General features: G+C 61.3%; 18 protein-coding genes. 16 read left to right on the plus strand and 2 right to left on the minus strand.

Annotated elements, in window-relative coordinates; genetic code table 11:
* The first annotated feature begins 1 nt into the window (after position 1).
* The 3 genes from tesB to D906_RS08655 all read left to right on the plus strand — a co-directional run bounded on the left by tesB (position 2) and on the right by D906_RS08655 (position 2571).
* Positions 2-871, plus strand: a complete 870-nt coding sequence (tesB, locus tag D906_RS08645; protein ID WP_019097493.1) for an acyl-CoA thioesterase II — start codon at positions 2-4, stop codon at positions 869-871.
* Positions 868-1458, plus strand: coding sequence for an HAD family hydrolase (locus D906_RS08650; protein ID WP_027614892.1), 591 nt, complete (start codon positions 868-870; stop codon positions 1456-1458). The genes tesB and D906_RS08650 overlap by 4 nt, the downstream gene beginning before the upstream one ends.
* Before the next feature lie 102 nt (positions 1459-1560).
* A complete protein-coding gene (locus D906_RS08655; protein ID WP_027614893.1) occupies positions 1561-2571 on the plus strand; it encodes an NAD(P)-dependent alcohol dehydrogenase in 1011 nt (336 codons plus the stop codon).
* Positions 2572-2611: 40 nt separating this feature from the next.
* Here D906_RS08655 and D906_RS08660 read toward each other — a convergent pair whose 3' ends face one another.
* The gene (locus D906_RS08660) at positions 2612-3313 is read right to left on the minus strand and encodes a FadR/GntR family transcriptional regulator (protein ID WP_019097491.1); all 702 of its coding nucleotides are present in this window, start codon (positions 3311-3313) and stop codon (positions 2612-2614) included.
* 260 nt (positions 3314-3573) lie between these two features.
* Here D906_RS08660 and D906_RS08665 point away from each other — a divergent pair, with 260 nt between their 5' ends.
* Positions 3574-4926, plus strand: a complete 1353-nt coding sequence (locus D906_RS08665) for an MFS transporter (RefSeq protein WP_016712123.1) — start codon at positions 3574-3576, stop codon at positions 4924-4926.
* A 19-nt stretch (positions 4927-4945) separates the two neighbouring features.
* The gene (gene gudD, locus D906_RS08670; protein ID WP_019097490.1) at positions 4946-6301 is read left to right on the plus strand and encodes a glucarate dehydratase; all 1356 of its coding nucleotides are present in this window, start codon (positions 4946-4948) and stop codon (positions 6299-6301) included.
* Positions 6302-6348: 47 nt separating this feature from the next.
* Here gudD and D906_RS08675 read toward each other — a convergent pair whose 3' ends face one another.
* On the minus strand, positions 6349-7236 hold the full coding sequence (locus tag D906_RS08675; protein ID WP_019097489.1) for a LysR substrate-binding domain-containing protein: 888 nt from the start codon (positions 7234-7236) through the stop codon (positions 6349-6351).
* Positions 7237-7335: 99 nt separating this feature from the next.
* On the opposite strand from D906_RS08675, the gene D906_RS08680 reads away from it, so the two are divergent.
* From D906_RS08680 to D906_RS08730, 11 genes are all read left to right on the plus strand, one after another.
* Positions 7336-8286 (plus strand): 2-hydroxyacid dehydrogenase, encoded by a 951-nt coding sequence (locus D906_RS08680; protein WP_025754304.1) that lies wholly within the window; start codon positions 7336-7338, stop codon positions 8284-8286.
* Between the two features lie 114 nt (positions 8287-8400).
* Entirely contained in the window at positions 8401-9744 is a 1344-nt protein-coding gene (locus tag D906_RS08685) for an MFS transporter (RefSeq protein WP_027614894.1), read from the plus strand.
* 382 nt (positions 9745-10126) lie between these two features.
* Positions 10127-11518 (plus strand): GABA permease, encoded by a 1392-nt coding sequence (gabP, locus tag D906_RS08690; protein WP_016712116.1) that lies wholly within the window; start codon positions 10127-10129, stop codon positions 11516-11518.
* Positions 11519-12514: 996 nt separating this feature from the next.
* On the plus strand, positions 12515-12781 hold the full coding sequence (locus tag D906_RS08695; protein ID WP_019097485.1) for a hypothetical protein: 267 nt from the start codon (positions 12515-12517) through the stop codon (positions 12779-12781).
* Positions 12771-13535 carry a DotI/IcmL family type IV secretion protein gene (locus tag D906_RS08700; protein ID WP_019097484.1) on the plus strand — a complete coding sequence of 255 codons (765 nt, stop codon included), beginning with the start codon at positions 12771-12773 and terminating at the stop codon, positions 13533-13535. Before D906_RS08695 ends, D906_RS08700 begins: the two co-directional genes overlap by 11 nt.
* A gap of 2 nt (positions 13536-13537) precedes the next feature.
* The gene (locus D906_RS08705) at positions 13538-14551 is read left to right on the plus strand and encodes a DotH/IcmK family type IV secretion protein (RefSeq protein ID WP_019097483.1); all 1014 of its coding nucleotides are present in this window, start codon (positions 13538-13540) and stop codon (positions 14549-14551) included.
* Entirely contained in the window at positions 14548-15978 is a 1431-nt protein-coding gene (locus D906_RS08710) for a DotG/IcmE/VirB10 family protein (protein WP_027614895.1), read from the plus strand. The genes D906_RS08705 and D906_RS08710 overlap by 4 nt, the downstream gene beginning before the upstream one ends.
* A 10-nt stretch (positions 15979-15988) precedes the next feature.
* Positions 15989-16612, plus strand: coding sequence for a hypothetical protein (locus D906_RS08715; RefSeq protein WP_019097481.1), 624 nt, complete (start codon positions 15989-15991; stop codon positions 16610-16612).
* A gap of 14 nt (positions 16613-16626) precedes the next feature.
* A complete protein-coding gene (locus tag D906_RS08720) occupies positions 16627-17211 on the plus strand; it encodes a hypothetical protein (protein ID WP_019097480.1) in 585 nt (194 codons plus the stop codon).
* Positions 17212-17248: 37 nt separating this feature from the next.
* Positions 17249-17629, plus strand: coding sequence for a hypothetical protein (locus D906_RS08725; RefSeq protein WP_019097479.1), 381 nt, complete (start codon positions 17249-17251; stop codon positions 17627-17629).
* 72 nt (positions 17630-17701) lie between these two features.
* Complete coding sequence (locus D906_RS08730) at positions 17702-18448, plus strand: HNH endonuclease (RefSeq protein ID WP_019097478.1); 747 nt, start codon at positions 17702-17704, stop codon at positions 18446-18448.
* The last annotated feature ends 27 nt before the right edge of the window (positions 18449-18475 follow it).

Raw genomic sequence — 18475 nt, forward strand, 5'->3', positions numbered from 1 at the left:
AATGAGTCATGTGTTGGACGACCTGGTCGACCTGTTGAGCCTCGAAGCCATCGAGGAGAACCTGTTCCGTGGACGTAGCCAGGACTTGGGCTTCCGCCAGCTGTACGGTGGGCAAGTGCTGGGCCAGTCCTTGTCGGCGGCCAGCCAGACGGTAGAGGACGCTCGCCATGTGCATTCGTTGCACGGCTACTTCCTGCGCCCGGGCGATGCCAGCCTGCCGGTGGTGTACTCGGTTGACCGCGTGCGCGATGGCGGCAGCTTCAGCACCCGGCGGGTGACGGCGATTCAGAAGGGCCAGACCATCTTCACCTGCAGCGCGTCGTTCCAGTACGACGAGGAAGGTTTCGCGCACCAGGCGCAGATGCCAGACGTGGTCGGCCCGGAAAACCTGCCCACCGAGGTGGAGCTGGCCCGCGCCATGGCCGACCAGCTGCCAGAGCGCATTCGCGACAAGGTGCTGTGCGCCAAGCCGATCGAAATTCGCCCGGTCACCGAGCGCGACCCGTTCAACCCCAAGCCTGGCGACCCGGTGAAGTACGCCTGGTTCCGCGCCGACGGCAACCTGCCCGACGTACCTGCCCTGCACAAATACATGCTGGCCTACGCCTCGGATTTTGGTCTGCTGACCACTTCGCTGTTACCGCATGGCAAATCGGTGTGGCAGCGCGACATGCAGATCGCCAGCCTCGACCATTCGCTGTGGTTCCATGGCAACCTGCGTGCCGACGAGTGGCTGCTGTATGCCACCGACAGCCCATGGGCCGGTAATTCCCGCGGTTTCTGCCGTGGCAGCATCTTCAACCAGGCCGGGCAACTGGTGGCATCGTCGAGCCAGGAAGGCCTGATTCGCCACCGTAAGGACTGGGCATGAGCCTGGGCGAGGTACGCAACTGGGTGTTCGACATGGACGGCACCCTGACCGTGGCCGTGCACGATTTCGCCGCCATACGCGTGGCGCTGGACATCCCGGCCGAGCACGACATCCTCACCCACCTGGCGGCCTTGCCGGCAGCCGAAGCGGCAGCCAAGCATGCCTGGCTGCTGGAGCACGAACGCGACCTGGCGCTCGCCTCCACAGCGGCCACCGGGGCGGTGGAGCTGGTGCGTGAGTTGGCCGAGCGTGGTTGCCGGCTGGGTATTCTCACCCGCAATGCACGTGAGCTGGCGCATGTGACGCTGGAGGCCATCGGCCTGGCGGACTGCTTCCCGGTGGAGCACATTCTGGGACGTGACGAGGCCGCACCTAAGCCGAGCCCGGATGGGTTGCTGAAGATTGCCAGTGCCTGGGGCGTGGCGCCGAGCGAGCTGGTGATGGTGGGGGATTACCGGTTCGACCTGGACTGCGGGCGCGCGGCGGGCGCGCGGACGGTGCTGGTGAACTTGCCGGATAACCCATGGCCGGAGCTGGTGGATTGGCATGCTGCCGATTGCCGGAAATTGAAGGTGATGCTGGGTTGACCGTTGTGTCGCCTGTACGGGCCCTTTGGCGGGCATGCCCGCGAAAGGGCCTGACCTGTCTATGCTGAACTCCACTCTTTCCCCTGATACGGAGACCCACCCATGCCCAGCAAAGCCATCTACGTACAACCCGGCGGCGGCTACGACAAGGTAGAGGTCGGCACCCGCGAGGCTGCCGCGCCCGAGGCCGGCGAGATCACCGTGCGCTTGCACGCCAGCTCCCTCAACTACCACGACTTCGCCGTGGTCAGCGGCATGTGGGGCCCGAGCGAGCGGCGCATCCCCATGGCCGATGGCGCCGGCGAAGTGGTCGCGGTGGGGGCTGGTGTCACCGAGTTCCAGGTTGGCGACCACGTGGTCAGCACCTTTTTCCCCGACTGGCTCGACGGCCAGGCCAATGTCGAAGGCTTTGCCAGAGTGCCCGGCGACGGCATCGATGGTTATGCCCGTGAACAGGTCACTGCCCGCGCTACCGCGTTTACCCTGGCACCCAAGGGCTTCAGCCACGCCGAGGCGGCTACGCTGACTACAGCCGGCCTTACCGCCTGGCGTGCGTTGATGAGCGATGACCACCTCAAGCCGGGCGACACGGTGCTGGTACAGGGCACGGGTGGCGTGTCGATCTTCGCCCTGCAGTTCGCCAAGCTGGCCGGCGCCACGGTAATCGCCACCTCGTCCAGCGATGCCAAGTTGGAGCGCCTCAAGGCCCTGGGTGCCGATCACCTTATCAATTACAAGAGCACCCCTGCCTGGGGTGAAAAAGTGCGCGAGCTGACCGGTAATCGCGGCGTCGATCATGTGATTGAAGTGGGCGGCCCGGCGACGTTGGAGCAGTCGATGATTGCCGCGCGCATTGGTGGGCATGTGTCGCTGATCGGCATCCTCACCGGTGTGGCGGGGCAGTTGCCGCTGGTACAGGCGCTGGTGCGACAAATTCGCCTGCAAGGTGTGCTGGTGGGCAGCCGCGCGCAGCAACAGGCGATGGTGCGGGCAATCGATGCCAACGGGCTGCGGCCAGTGGTGGACAAACACTTCGAGCTGGAGCAGATCGTCGAGGCGTTCCGTTACCAGGAAAGCAACCGGCATTTCGGCAAGATTTGCCTGACCTGGTGAGGTGAGCCGGCCGAATGTAACGGCCGGGTGGGCACAACATCTAATCCGGCAGCAACCGGTCACGGCTGTTGGACAGGTGCAGGCAGATCGCCGCCCGCGCTGCATCCGGGTCTTGCCGGCGGATGGCATTGAGCACGGCCTCATGCTCCAGGTTCGCCAGGTAAGCCTGCCGCGCCAGCTTCGCCCCACCGCGTTCGGCCAGCGCCATGCGGTTGCGGGGGATCAGGCTGTTGCCCAGTTGCAGCAGCATCTCGGTGAAGTACAGGTTACCCGTGGCCTCGGCAATCAACAGGTGGAAGCGCCGGTCCGCCTCGATGCAGCTGTCACCAGCCGCCGCCAGGTCCTGGTAGTCATCCAGTGCCTGGCGCATGCGAGCCAGGTGCCCCTCGTCACGGCGCAGCGCGGCCAGAGCAGCGGCCTGGCCTTCCAGGCCAATGCGCAGCTCCAGCAGGTCGCGCACATTGGCTGCGCTCTCCGCGCCGATGCGCAGCCCCGCCTGCGGCTGGCGCTCCATCACGAAGGTACCGATACCGTGGCGCGGCTCCACCAGCCCCGAGGCCTGCAATTTCGACAAGGCTTCACGCACCACCGTGCGGCTGACGCCATGCTCGCGCACCAGGGTGTTCTCCGAGGGCAATTTGTCCCCAGGCCTGAAGGTACCCAACAAAATCTGTTGGGTCAGGCTGGAGACCAGGTCATGGGCGCGGCTATGGCCGCGTTTGTGCGTGTGTTCGGGTTCCATGGTGTGAGCCACTTCTTGTTGTACTTGTACGACAAGTTAAACCATTAAAATATTTTTTGCCGTTTTTTCCTGTCGCCAATCCCACGAGTAGCCACTTTGATTTTGCACGATCGCAGCAATTTGGCATTGTGACAGCTTGTATTTTGCCTATTTGTCGACTTTGTTGATCTTGTCGTACAACTTCGCTGGGCATATGCTCATCCCACTGCCATGTCAGACAACCCAGACCCGCACAAAAACAATTAGTGGGAGATTCACAAGTGAACGACACCCTCGCTCCGTCTGCCCGGACTGAAGGCGACGCGTTGGCCAGTGCCGTGGCCAAGGTCAAGCGCCACGTCCTGCCGCTGTTCGTCATCATGTTCATCGTCAACTACCTCGACCGCGTCAATATCGGTTTCATCCGCCCGCACCTGGAAAGCGACCTGGGTATCAGTGCCGCGGCTTATGGCTTTGGTGCCGGCTTGTTCTTCATCGGCTACGCCCTGTTCGAAGTGCCTTCGAACATGTTGCTGCAGAAGGTGGGGGCGCGGCTTTGGCTGACGCGCATCATGTTCACCTGGGGGCTGGTGGCCACGGCCATGGCGTTTGTGCAGAACGAAACCCAGTTCTACGTGCTGCGCTTTTTGCTGGGTGTTGCCGAAGCGGGCTTCTTCCCCGGTGTGATCTACTACTTCACCCGCTGGCTGCCAGGTGCGGAGCGCGGCAAGGCGATTGCCATCTTCCTCAGCGGCTCGGCGCTGGCCTCGCTGATTTCCGGGCCGCTGGCCGGTGCGCTGATGCAGATTCAGGGCCTGGGTATGCATGGCTGGCAGTGGATGCTGTTCATCGAAGGCATGGCCTCGGTGGTGCTGTGCTTCTTCGTGTTCTTCTGGCTGGATTCCAAACCACAGGATGCCAAGTGGTTGAGCCAGGCCGAGCAAGACGCGCTCGTGGCTACCATCGACCGCGAGCAGCGAGAGCGCGAAGCGGTGGGGGCGGTCAAACCATCGGCCTGGAGCCTGCTGAAGGACCGCCAGATTGTCCTGTTCTGCCTCATCTACTTCTGCATCCAGCTGACTATCTACGCTGCCACCTTCTGGTTGCCGAGCATCATCAAGCGCATGGGTGACCTCAGCGACTTGCAGGTAGGCTTCTTCAACTCGATCCCGTGGCTGATCTCGATCCTGGCCATGTATGCCTTCGCTGCCGGTTCTGCGCGCTGGAAGTTCCAGCAGGCGTGGGTGGCCGGGGCGCTGGTGGTCGCTGCCATCGGCATGTTCGTGTCCACCACCGGCGGGCCGGTGTTTGCCTTCGTGGCCGTGTGCTTCGCCGCCATCGGTTTCAAGTCGGCGTCGTCTCTGTTCTGGCCGATTCCACAGGGTTACCTGGACGCCCGCATCGCGGCGGCCGTGATCGCCCTGATCAACTCGGTCGGCAATCTTGGTGGCTTCGTCGCCCCTACCACCTTCGGTTTTCTGGAGCAGCAGACCGGCTCGATCCAGGGCGGCCTGTATGGCCTGGCGGTGACCTCGGTGCTGGCGGCCATAGCCATCTTCTTTGTACGCACTCGCCCGAAGGGCGCCCCTTCTGACGACCTCAAGGCCCGTTCGGCCCTGGGCCAGACCCACTGATGACTGCGAGACAACAACCATGAATATGCAGACCAATCCCGCCGTTCACACCAGCACCCCAGTGGTCACCGACCTGCGCGTGATCCCTGTGGCTGGCCATGACAGCATGCTGCTCAACCTCAGTGGCGCCCATGGCCCGTTCTTTACCCGCAACGTAGTGGTGCTGCGCGACAGCGCTGGCAACACCGGACTGGGTGAAGTGCCGGGTGGGGAAAAAATTCGGCAAACCCTGGAAGACGCCCGCAGCCTGGTGGTCGGCCAGCCGATCGGCCATTACCAGCGCGTGCTCAATGCCATGCGCCAGAGCTTCGCCAACCGCGACTCGGCGGGGCGCGGGCTGCAAACCTTCGACCTGCGCATTACCGTGCATGCGGTAACCGCCATCGAATCGGCGCTGCTCGACCTGCTCGGCCAACACCTCAACGTGCCGATGGCGGCATTGCTGGGTGAAGGGCAGCAACGCGATGCCGTGAAGATGCTGGGTTACCTGTTCTACATCGGCGACCGCCAGCAGACCGACCTGGCCTACCGCAACGAAGCCGATGCCGAGGATGACTGGTTCCGCGTGCGCCACGAAAAGGCCCTGACCCCGGAAGCAGTGGTGCGCCTGGCGGAGGCCGCCAAGGCGCGTTATGGATTCAGTGACTTCAAGCTCAAGGGCGGTGTACTGCGGGGAGAAGAAGAGATGGAGGCGGTAACGGCCCTGGCCGAGCGCTTCCCCGAAGCCCGTATTACCCTCGACCCGAACGGTGCGTGGTCGTTGAAGGAAGCCATTGCCCTGTGCCGCGACAAGCACGACGTGCTGGCCTACGCCGAAGACCCGTGCGGTGCCGAGAACGGTTACTCGGGCCGCGAGGTGATGGCCGAGTTCCGTCGCGCCACCGGCTTGCCGACCGCCACCAACATGATCGCCACCGACTGGCGGCAGATGGGCCATGCAATCCAGTTGCAGTCAGTGGACATCCCGCTGGCCGACCCGCACTTCTGGACCTTGCAGGGTTCGGTACGGGTGGCGCAGATGTGCAATGACTGGGGGCTGACCTGGGGTTCGCATTCGAACAACCACTTCGACATTTCGCTGGCGATGTTCACCCAGGTGGCGGCTGCGGCGCCGGGCGAGATCACTGCGATCGACACCCACTGGATCTGGCAGGATGGCCAGCGCCTGACCCGCGAGCCGCTGCGCATTGTCGACGGGCATGTACGGGTACCGGCACGGCCGGGGCTGGGGGTGGAGCTGGATGAGGATCAGCTGGCCAAGGCGCATGAGTGCTACCGCAACATGGGCCTGGGCGCGCGGGATGACAGCGTGGCGATGCAGTTCCTGATTCCGGGGTGGAGCTTCGATAACAAGCGGCCTTGCCTGGTGCGTTAAAGCTGCCGGCCTCTTCGCGGGCTTGCCCGCGAAGAGGCCATCACCTTTTATCCTGCTTCAAAGAAGGTCCGCGCCATCTCTACAAATGTCCCCAGCACCGGGTTGGGGTTATCCCGGCAGTAGGCCAAAAATATCTCTGCCTGCTGCTCCATCCCCACCAGCGGCCTGAACACCACCTGTTCCAGGCGCAGCGCCTGCGCCGAGGCCGGTACCACCGCGCACCCCAACCCCACATTGACCAGGCCCAGAATAGAATGCGTCTGCCCCAGCTGGTGCAGGTACTTCGGCTGCACTTCGTGCCGCGCAAACAGGTTGGCAATGCGGTCATGGAAGTAGCGCCCTTCGTTGGCGCTGTACATCACGAAAGGCTGCTTATCGAAATCGCTTGGCCTGATCCGCTCGCGCGGTGCCAGCGCATGCCCGGCGGGCAGGGCGGCGACGAAGGGTTCGCGGTGAATCGGCAGGTACTCCACGCGCGCACTGGGCAGCACCTGGCGCACCAGGCCGACATCGATCAGACCGGCTTCCAGGTCGTGCACCTGGGTACTGGAAACCCGTTCGCTGAGCACCAGTTCGATATCCGGCAGCGTCTGCCCGGCATGCACCAGCAAGCGCGGGATCATGCTGTAGGCCCCCACCGCCGTGAAGCCCAGGGTCAGCCGGCCTGCCTCGCCATGGGCGATGCGCCGTGCCGAGTGGCTGGCCGAGTCGGCGATTTGCAGGATGCGCCGGGCGTCTTCAAGAAAGCTCTGGCCCGCCAGGGTCAGCCGCGCCTGGCGGTTGTTACGCTCAAGCAGCAGTACACCCAGGGAATGTTCCAGCAGTTGTATCTGCCGGCTCAACGGCGGTTGAGTCATGTGCAGGCGGGTGGCGGCACGGCCGAAATGCAGCTCTTCGGCAACGGCCACGAAGCAGCGCAACTGGTGCAGCTCCATGATTCAATTCCTGAATTATTCGATCCAGTATCTATATTAGACCTGTATCAATTGCAGGCCTAGCATCGAGTCATGTCTTCGAACTGCCGGATGCTCGACATGAACGAAAATGCCATCGAAGTGCTGCTGACCCAGCCAGTCCCCGAGGCCATCGATGCCCAGCTGGTCAGCGCTTATCAGGTGCATCGCCTGTATCAACAGCGCGACCCGCAACAGCTGATCAACGACGTTGGCCCACGCATTCGCGGTGTGGTCACTGGCGGTGCCAAAGGGCTGTCCAATGCGCTGATGGATCAGCTGCCCGCGCTGGAGATCATCGCCATCAGCGGCATCGGTACCGACGCCGTGGACCTGCGCCATGCAGCCAGCCGCGGCATCCATGTCACCACAACACCGGGTGTACTCACCGCCGACGTGGCTGACCTGGCGATGGGCCTGATCATCAACACCTTGCGCCGTTTGGGCGAGGGCGAACGGCTGGTGCGCGATGGTTTGTGGGGCAAGGTCGACCTGCCGCTGGCGCGGCGGGTCAGTGGTATCGACCTGGGCATTGTCGGGCTTGGCCAGGTGGGCAAGGCGATTGCCCGGCGTGCGGCGGCATTCGACATGCGCATTGCCTACAACGGGCGGCGTGAACAGCCGGAAACGGGCTACCGCTATGAGGCTGACCTGGTCGAGCTGGCGCGGTCGGTGGACGTGCTGGTGGTCGCTGCCTCCGCCGATGGCGGGCAGGTGTTGGTAACGGCCGAGGTGCTGGAGGCACTGGGGCCGAATGGTTACCTGATCAACGTGGCGCGCGGCAAGTTGGTGGATGAAGACGCGCTGGTCGAGGCATTGCGCGAGCAGCGTATTGCCGGCGCCGGGCTGGACGTGTTCGTCGATGAGCCGCAGGTGCCGCCGGCCTTGCGTGACCTCAACCAGGTCAGCCTTCAGCCGCATCGGGGTAGTGCCACGTTGCAGACTCGGCTGGAGATGGGGGGCATGGTCTTAAGCAATCTGGAGGCTTGCTTCCGGAGTGAGATGCCGCCGAATCGGGTGGTTTACCGCTAGGGCCTCTTCGCGGGCGTGCCCGCGAAGAGGCCAGTACAAGCAGCTCAAAGGCCCAAGGGCCACACCTTCTCTTCACAAGAACAATCGCTTCCATCGAGAAGCAAGAGGGTCCACATGAACAGCAAATCCGCCGTCGCCGCACCGCAGGCCGTGGCCGGGATCGGTCGCCATCGCTTCCTGGTCCTGGCGCTGATCTTCGTCATCACCGTCATCAACTACGCCGACCGCGCCACCTTGTCGATCACCGGCACCGAGGTGCTCAAGGACCTCGGCCTGGACCCGGTCATGCTGGGCATGATCTTTTCTGCGTTCGCCTGGGCCTACGCCCTGGGCCAGGTGCCCGGGGGCTGGTTGCTCGACCGCTTCGGTGCCCGCCGCGTGTATGGCATCAGCCTGATCCTCTGGTCGCTGTTCACGCTGCTGCAAGGGACTGTCGGCTGGATGGGTTTGGTCGGTGTGTCTGCTGCGGTCGCGCTGTTTTCCATGCGCTTCATGCTGGGCCTGGTGGAGTCGCCTGCGTTCCCGGCCAACTCGCGCATCGTCAGTTGCTGGTTCCCCACCCGTGAGCGTGGAACCGCCTCGGCGCTGTTCAACTCGGCGCAGTACATGGCTGTGGTGGTATTTGCCCCGCTGATGGCGTGGATGACCCATACGCTGAGTTGGGAGCACGTGTTCATCTGGATGGGGGTGTTGGGGCTGGTACTGAGCGTGGTGTGGTTCCGCCTGTACCACGAACCGCACAGCGCGCCAGGCTTGAGCCGCGAAGAGCTGGATTACATGCGTGAAGGCGGCGCGCTGGTCGACCTGGAAAAGGAACGCAAGGCGACCCAAAGCAAACCGACCCGTGCCGAAGTGATGCAACTGTTCACCAGTCGCAACCTGTGGGCGGTGTACCTGGGCCAGTACTGCATCACGGCGTTGACCTACTTCTTCATCACCTGGTTCCCGATCTACCTGATCAAGGGCCGTGGCATGACCATCATGGAGGCAGGCTGGGTGGCTGCGTTGCCGGCCATCTGTGGCTTCACGGGCGGCATCCTTGGCGGGTTCGTGTCCGATTGGCTGATCCGCCGTGGCGTGCATCCGTCCAGGGCGCGCAAGACGCCGTTCATCGTTGGCATGGCGCTGTCCACCAGCCTGGTGCTGGCCAACTACATGGATAGCAACGCGGCGGTGATTGCCATGATGACCCTGGCCTTTTTCGGTAAGGGCCTGGCAGCGGTAGGTTGGGCAGTGCTGTCGGATGTGGCGCCGAAGAAGATGGTCGGCCTGTGCGGCGGTGTGTTCAATGGCATCGGCAACGTTGCCGGTATCGTCACCCCGCTGGTGATCGGTTATGTGGTTGCCAGCACCGGCTCGTTCCATAACGCACTCTGGTTCGTGGCCGCCCATGGCGTGCTGGGGATCCTCGCTTACCTGTTGCTGGCCCGACGCTTCGAGCGCACCGGGCAGGCGTAGGCAGACGCCTTGGCAACAGAGGCCCCGGGAGACCGGGGCTTTTTTGTGGCCGCTCAAACGTGGGCAGACCAAGTGACACATTCAAATGAAAAACAAAAGCTTCAGACGGCCCGATGGCGCGATCGGGCATGCCATTCGCGCCATCTGGCGTTAATGGAATTGCCCTGTCGTGATCGAACAGTTCCGGGGCGTTCTCGTGTAATTTCCCACAGCCCTACGGGGCTTAAATGAAGCCCGAACCGCAATGACACCTTGCTCTGTGATGCGTGCCAAATATCAACAACAGCGCGCGAGCAACCTGTCGACTTATTGATTTGAAAGGAGATATTTTCGCCTACGCCTGCCCGTCCATCCTTGTGTCAGCAAAAAGAGAACAACATCAATGAACACCGTGGGATCTGATGGCAACCTTGCACAAGGTTTCAAGCCACGTCATGTAACGATGCTGTCCATCGCCGGCATCATCGGCGCCGGACTTTTCGTAGGCTCTGGCCATGCCATCGCGGCGGCCGGGCCAGCTACCATAATTTCCTATTTCGTGGCCGGGACCCTGGTGGTTCTGGTTATGCGCATGCTCGGCGAAATGGCCGTGGCGCACCCTGACACCGGGTCGTTTTCCACTTATGCCGACCAGGCCATCGGCCGTTGGGCCGGCTACACCATCGGCTGGTTGTACTGGTGGTTCTGGGTGTTGGTGATCCCCATCGAAGCGCTGGCCGCCGGGCATGTGTTGAACGCCTGGTTCCCCCAGGTGGACAGCTGGATCTTCGCCCTGGCCTCGGTACTGCTGCTCGCTGGCACCAACCTGTTCAGCGTGGCCAAGTACGGTGAGTTCGAGTTCTGGTTCGCCATTCTCAAGGTAACGGCGATTCTGGGTTTCATCGGGCTGGGCTTTGCCGCGCTGATGGGCTGGCTGCCTAACCGCGAGGTCAGCGGCCTGAGCAGCCTGATGGCCGAGCACGGCGGCTTTACGCCGAAGGGTTGGTCGGCAGTGGTGGGCGCGTTCATTACCGTGATGTTCAGCTTCATCGGCACCGAGGCGGTGACCATCGCTGCGTCCGAGTCCAGCGACCCGTCGCGCAACATTGCCAAGGCCACCCGCTCGGTGATCTGGCGTATCAGCACCTTCTATATCCTGTCGATCTTCGTGATCATCTCGGTGGTGCCATGGAACGACCCGCAATTGGCCGTGGTGGGCTCGTACCAGCGTGCGCTGGAAATCATGAACATCCCCAATGCGGCGTTCATGGTCGACCTGGTGGTGCTGGTGGCCGTGACCAGCTGCATGAACTCGTCGATCTACATTGCTTCGCGCATGATGTACTCGCTGGCCAAGCGCGGTGACGCCCCGGCCTTCCTCAACAAGACCTCCAAGGTTGGCGTGCCACGGGCTGCAGTGTTTGGCAGCACCCTGATCGGCGCGGCCATCGCCATCCTCAATTACTTCGCGCCGAAGGGCGTGTTCGAGTTCCTGCTGGCCAGCTCTGGCGCCATCGCCCTGCTGGTGTACATGGTCATCGCCATCTCGCAGCTGCGCATGCGCCGCCGCCTGGAGCGGGAGAACACCGAGCTGAAGTTCCGTATGTGGCTGTTCCCGTACATGACCTGGGCGGTGATCATCTTCATCGCCGGGGCACTGGCGGTGATGATGTACACGCCTGAGCACCGGGCGGAAGTGAGTTCGACCTTGGGCCTGGCGATCGTGATTTCCTTCCTGGGGATCGTGACTTCGCGGGGCCATGCGCAACCGGTGGGGGCGCGTTCGATGGGGTGATTGAGTTCACCTGGCTGTAAAACAAAGGGCACCCGAGGATGGGTGCCCTTTGTTTTTTTAAGCGCTCGCCCGGCGCTGCTGCTTTTCCGAAGTGCTCTGACTCAAGCAAGGCCAAAAGGTGGTCTACGAGTATCAAAAGCATGGCGTTTTGCAATTATTTTTACCCGGCTCACAACTATTTCAATCGACCAGTGTCATTCACTGCAGGCCGGAGAAGTCGTGCCCGGTAGGCTGCCCTGCACGGGTGATGTCATGGGATTTGGGTGTGGTTCGCAGGCATGGTGGCAAAAAGCTGCTATCGCAAAAAAATGTGTGGATGGTGGAAAATCACATTTTGGCCATGTTCAGTCACTATCGTGACCGACTGAAGTAGCCTCAAGGCAGGTGATGGCTCACCCGTCTTGCACACTTCGAGCGCTGAATCAGATGGATTCAAGGAATGCTATAAAGCCCTTGTTTTAAAAGGGTTTTATTGACATTGCCCCAGCGTGATATGGCCGTTGAGGAGAAGGGCTGGACCAGGTTCCCGCCTTGTCATGGAGGATATGCTGCAAACCCCGCTGTCAATCTCGCCGATTTTACCCGGAAATATGCCGGAAGCCCCGTCTGCTATGGCCTGCGCGGCCGTTGCCTGAAACCTGACCTTTAATTTTGGTGCTCGCCGAGAGCGCCGAAAGGGTTGTGTTTTGACTATCTAAAATATCGGAGACGTACATTTTTTTGATATCAATGTGACAGCATGCATGTGCTGTTTCCAGATGATGCTTTGCAGTCAGTTTTATCCCGTGAGTGCCCGTAATTAGCGGCTTTCAGCGCTACTGGAGGCGCGCGATGGCGCTACCGCTTGCGTAAAAATCTGTATGGCATGACTGACTGAAGGCTGACGTAGGCGTGTCAAAATACGTCGCGCATTGCGTGTAATTCTTCTCTATGTCAAAATTTCGCTGTTGCACCTTTCTAAGTTTTAAATGAAAATGCTGCTTCATGGAGCGAGATATGGACGAACTCGGATCAACCACAACGTCATGGGGCAGCGGGACAGGCGATGACGTGGATGTGCGCGCATTGCGGCGCTACAACCGCATGCTGGGTGTAATGCTGGATATCGGTGAGTGGGCTTGCCTCGCCTTGCTCCCCTGCGTTGCCGTTGCGGCCATCTGGCTGGTGACGCAAACGAATTTTGAAAATGTCGTGTTCTATGACGGAACCGACTCGATTTGCATTTACGACGGAACGACAGGGGAAATCCGCAATGTCGAGTAAGGAAACCCAACGCGGAACCCCTGGTGGTGAGGCGCCGAAGGCCCGGCAGGGCACTGATGAAGAAAAGCTGCTTGAGCTGGCGCTGGATGATACGCCGGGCGAGGCAGCCGCCACCGTTCGCGAAGTCAAACGCCTGCAACTGGAATGCCTGGACCTCAAGCGCCGCAACAAGCGCGTCTGGGGGCAACTGCTTGCCCTTACCTGCGTATTTGGCGTGACCATCGCTGCCGTGGTGTTCTGGTACCCGAAGTACCGCTGGATTCCGACCATCGACAACCACGCCATCTGCGAGGTCTCGACCGAGAGCAACCCGCGTGTCACCCCGGCGACACTGGCCGAGTACGCCAAGGACGCAGTGGTGAACTCGTATTCCTACGACTACGTGAACTACCGCTCCAACCTCAATGCCGCGGGTGCCCGCTGGTACACGGATGAAGGGCGCAAGGCGTTCCTGAAGACGCTTGACGACTCTGGCAACCTGGAGCGTGTGCTGAAGGGGCGGATGATCCTGCGTGCCATGGCCACGCAAATACCTCAGGTTGAAGAAAGCGGTGCGCTGGCAACCGGGCAGAACTACTGGCTGGTTCAGGTACCGATTGCCATCGAGTTCTACGTGGGCGGTGATCAGCAGGCTCGCTCGCGTCAGGACTTCCTCGCAGCCGTCACCATCGTTCAGATCCCAGCCTCGGCTACCAACACCAAAGGCATCGCCGTCGATTCTGTTCAGCTGTCGCCGTACACCTCAAGGAAGTGACCATGAAGAAGCATCTGATCGCATCGTTGCTTGCGAGCGCTATCGCCATGCCCGCATTTGCCAACGAGGCGCAAAATGCGCCTGCCGCCGAAGGTAGCGTGGGCCAGGTTGACGCAGCGCAAGGCAGCGACGCGCCGCCCCTGCCGCCGATGAATGGCCTGGGCCGGCAGGTCTCCAGTGTTGCTCAAGTGGTGTACCCGCGCCCGGAAGATGTCATCAGTGACACGGTCCAGGATGTGCAGGACTCGCAGCTGACGTCGTCGCAGGTGGAGCTGATCAAGCAGCTGTGGCTCGAGCGTGAAAAGCAGAAGGCCACGGCCTACGTAAGCCCGGCCAAGCCGGTGACCCGCACGCTTGCACTGAACCTGGATCCGGGCGTTTCCCCGCCCATCGTTCGCCTGAGCAAGGGGCAGCAGTCGTCGATCGTGTTCTCCGACTATGCCGGGCAGCCATGGATGATCCAGAACGTGTCGATCAACCGCGAGCTGTTCAGCGACGGGCGCGAGCGTGGCGGCCAGAACGGCCAGGGCGGCAATGTCGCGCCGACCAATATCCTGACACTGGACCCTGCCACTGCGGCCGCATACGGCAATGTGACCGTCACCCTGCGCGGCCTGGCCACACCGATCATCCTGATCCTGGCTGCCGGGCAGGAAGAGGTGGACATGCGCGTGGATGCCAAGGTGCCTGGACGTAACCCGGATGCCGAGGCCACTGTGGCCATGTTGGGGATGCCGAGCATCGACGATGCGCTGACCTACTTCCTGGATGGCGTACCGCCCAAAGAGGCCAATCGCCTGAAGGTGACCGGGCTGGAGGGCGTGGAAGCCTGGAGCTATGGCCCGAACATGTATGTGAAAGCCAAGGCCGATGCGCAATACCCCGCGTACACCAACGCTGCCCGTAGCACCACGGGTGTGGCGGTTTACCGCTACGCCGGTTTGCAGAACAGCGTCACGTTCACGACTGGCGGGCAGGCCGTAACCGTCTTCATCGAGCAAGGGAATCTGCAATGAGTGATCACAACATGCCGCCGAGCGACTCGGGCTTCGATGAAGACGACGAGCACCTGGTGGCCGACCGTGACGGGCCGGCGGGCTCGCATGTGAAGAAGGCGCGCAAGTCCGATGAGATGCAGCGCAACCTGAAGGCCGTGTTTGGTTCTGGCGTCGGCAAGGTTTCGCTGATTGCCGCCGGCCTGGTGGTGCTTGCGCTGGGTGCGCTGGCCTACAACGGCATGACCGGCAAGGACGAACCGGCCGGCAAGGCATCCACCGTGGATGTGCCGCGTGCGCCGCAGCCCGAGGTGTCGGTCGACCCTATCTCCGCTGCCGAGGCGGAGCGTCGCGCCCAGCGCAGCTCGCTGGAAGCCGAGCAGGCTGCCGAGCGCGGTATGTCGTACCAGCCGGGCTTCGATCCCAACATCGTTCAGTCTACCGGCAAGGAACTGGCCCGTGGCCAGAACGCCCAGTTCAATGTGCCCGGGCAGCCGTACAGCGACGCAAGCACGCAACCGCCGCCGATTTATGTCGGGGCCGGACAGCCGCCCCGCGAGACCGCGCAGGTTGCACCGCGCGCTGGCGTGAACAATGCCCAGGCCGACGAGCAGGAACGCCGGCGCTTGGAGGAAGAGCTGAAGAAGGCCGAGCAACAGCGCGACCTGTACGTTAACGAACTCAAGACCGAGACGCTGAAGTCGATCAAGCAATTGATGGGCGAGTCGGAAAGCGCGAAGGGCTTTGCAGATAAAAGCGGCTTCAGCACCGTCAGCTACTACCCGACCGAACGTGCGGGTAACGGCGACCGTGATGTCGCGCTGCGCACGGCCAAAGACAAGAAAGACCCCAACGATATCGAAGCCGTGGGCGACACCGACCGGGAGCTGCTCATCAAGACGGGCACCATCATGTATGCCACGCTGGATGCTGAGGTCAACACCGACGATGGCGGTGACGTGCTGGCAACCATTCGTGGCGGCAAATGGAATGGCGCCAAGCTGATCGGCAAGATCGAGCAGGCGCCGGACAACATCCGCGTGAAGTTCACCATTCTGGCGCCGCCGGTGAACGATCCCCGTCCGACCATGCGCATCAGTGCCGTGGCCCTGCGTGAGGACGATGCCAAGCAAGGTATCGCCGAAACCAAGGACCACCACACGATGTCGCGCTATTTCGCCCTGGGGGCTGCCTCGCTGTTGTCCGGCTACGGTCGTGCCTACCAGCAGACCGCGGGCACCACGATCATCAGCCCGAGTGGTGTAGTGGCCCAGACCACTACCGAGCCTTCGACCAAGCAGGTCATCGGTTCGTCGGTGGGCGAGATGGGTACCGCAATCGCATCGGAAGTGCGCCGCGGGTTCAACCGTCCGGCTACCTATGCAACGCCTGCGAACAAAGGCTTCGGCCTGTTCTTCCTGCAAGACGTTCACGATCAATCTCGATAAGGAGTTCGACATGAAGAACTGGTCGTTCGGAAAACTCATCGGCGTTTTTGCCGGTAGCTTCGTGGCGCTCATCGTGGTTGCCGTGGTCGTGATGAAGGCGACATCGTCGCCAGCAGCCAAGGCCAGGCGCATGGCGCAAAACCCGACTCAATCGGTGCAACAGCCACGCATGGATGTACTGAGCATCGAGCTGGCCAAGTCCAGGGAGCAAGCGCAAGCGGCGTTGCAGGCCCAGGAGAACAGCGAGAAGCAGTTGAAGATCGTGCGCGAGGAATCCCAGCGTAATACCCAGCTGCTACTGAGCCAGATCAAGGCGCTGGACAACAACCTGACCGGGTTGAATCAACGCATGGACTACTTCGAGCAAAGCCGCCAGCGTGTGGAGATCGTCAAGCCGCCGCGCAGGGAGCCGGCACCTGTTGTCTCGCAGGCGCGCGCCAGAAGCGTCCACCCGATCCCGCAGTCGAGTGGCTACAAAGTGCAGGCCGTGGTCGGGCACCGGGCCTGGGTGAAGAATGGCGACAGTGAGGACAGCATAAAAGCTGGCGACACGTTGCCACCGGTTCAACGCGAATTGAAAGTGCTTTCGGTTGATCGCGACAGCGGCATTGTAGTGACTGCACCTGCTCTTTAAACAAGGACGTTCTCATGGCGGCCGGATTTGCCGATCTCGTAGATGTAATGGTCAATATCGGGAAAGTGATCCCGACGGCGATCATGATGTGCCAGGGTATTGCCGCGCTTATCGGTCTTTACCTGACAGGTGCTGCATTAATTGAAATATGGGGCGTTACCCATGACAACGCATTGAAGTATGTGGCCGGGCGACAGCGTTTCTCTGTCGGCTCTGCCTGTGTGCAGTTGGTCATTGGCTCGATCTTGCTGGCCATCGGCACTCTGGAATGGATGGGCATCATGTCGCGCACCTTGACCGGGGATTATGCCAACTCGCGCATGCTGTCTTATTCCTCTACCGGCACCACGTTGCAAGAGCAGGCACAACTGGCCACGCTGGCCCTGCTGGGCATCATGCAGGTGGTTGGCCTGATTGCCATGGTGAAAGGCTGGTTGACGGTAAACGGTTATTACAACAATCAGACCCAGGCCGGCCTGGGCACCGCGAGCGGATGGATCATCGGCGGTGTGCTGGCGTGGAACTTCAAATGGTTCAGCGATGTACTCAACAACACCATCGGATTCAATCTGGTGGGTCTTTTCACGCCGTGGTCGTAACGGCTTTTCGAACTAAGAAACCCAAGGAGCGTCACTCATGAAAGCACTCAAAACCCTGAAAGCTGCTTACGATTCGGCCAAAGTACGTGCGACCACAGCAGTTATCGGTGCCCTGGCAGCACCGTCGGCATTCGCCATTACCAAGACTGACCTGACCCAGGATACGTCGGGCGGCAAAACTGCTGACGACGTCATGACCAACATCGACAACACCGCCCAGGGCGGCGCCACGCTGTTGATCTCGCTGGTGTCGATTGGTGGTTTCGTGGTTGTCGCCATTTCGCTGTACACCCTGTGGAAAGCCTCCAAGGACGAGCGTGAGAAGCCGATGTCGGCCATTGTCGGCCTGTTCATCGGTGGCCTGATGGCCGCTGTCGGCACCGTGATGTGGATCATGCGCAACACCGTGGTCAACTAAGGCTGCCCGCCGCTGACCCTAGGGCGGGGCGCAAGGCCCCGCATTCTCAACACGGTTTCGGGATTATCGGACATGAGCGAAACAAACTCGGCTCAGGGCGGGGCATTCACTGTGCCTACGCTGGCGAGTGGCTATGTAAGCCGTACTGCCAATCAACCGGTATTTGGTGTACGCCGGCCACTGTGGCGCTCGGACGATGATCAACGCAAATTGTGGCGGGACGAGCACAGTAAGGTTCGCACTTCGGTGTGGCAGCGTGATAACTACACGTGCCGCTTCTGTGGTTTTAAATCCGCTAAGTATCAGGAACTTCATGCACTGGACGGTAATGCCGAAAACTGTACGAAGGAAAACCTGATTACCGCCTGTAACTTGTGCCGTCAGGTTCATCATCTTGGTGCATGCGCCATGAATGGAACGGGTTTTTTCGTCGCGGTTCAAGAATTGACGCAAACCGAGATCAATAACATTGCCCGGTGCATCTATGTCAATGAGCTGCTGGGGGATGTGGCTGTCAACGAAAAGCTGACCAGTCTGCTGGCCGCTTTCCAGTTTCGTGGTAGCGACACACTCAAGGAAATATTCGGTGGGGAAGTCATCACCGTGTTAGGTGTGGCAGAAACCCTGGCCAGCAAAACACTTGTCAGTGATGAAGAATATGAACGACGCGCCGAGTGGTTGGCCCCCTTGCGGCTGTTTCCAACCAAGAGCGCGTTCAAGGACGGGCAGCTCGACTATTACGCGGCTAATAACCGTGCACTGTTTCTGCCCGACAACTGGTCGGCATTGACCGGCCAGTTACTCAAGAACTTTGCTTGATGCACAAGCACGCAGCGCTGATCAGCC

The sequence above is a fragment of the Pseudomonas sp. LAIL14HWK12:I1 genome, assembly GCF_003202095.1.
GTDB classification, from domain to species: domain Bacteria; phylum Pseudomonadota; class Gammaproteobacteria; order Pseudomonadales; family Pseudomonadaceae; genus Aquipseudomonas; species Aquipseudomonas monteilii.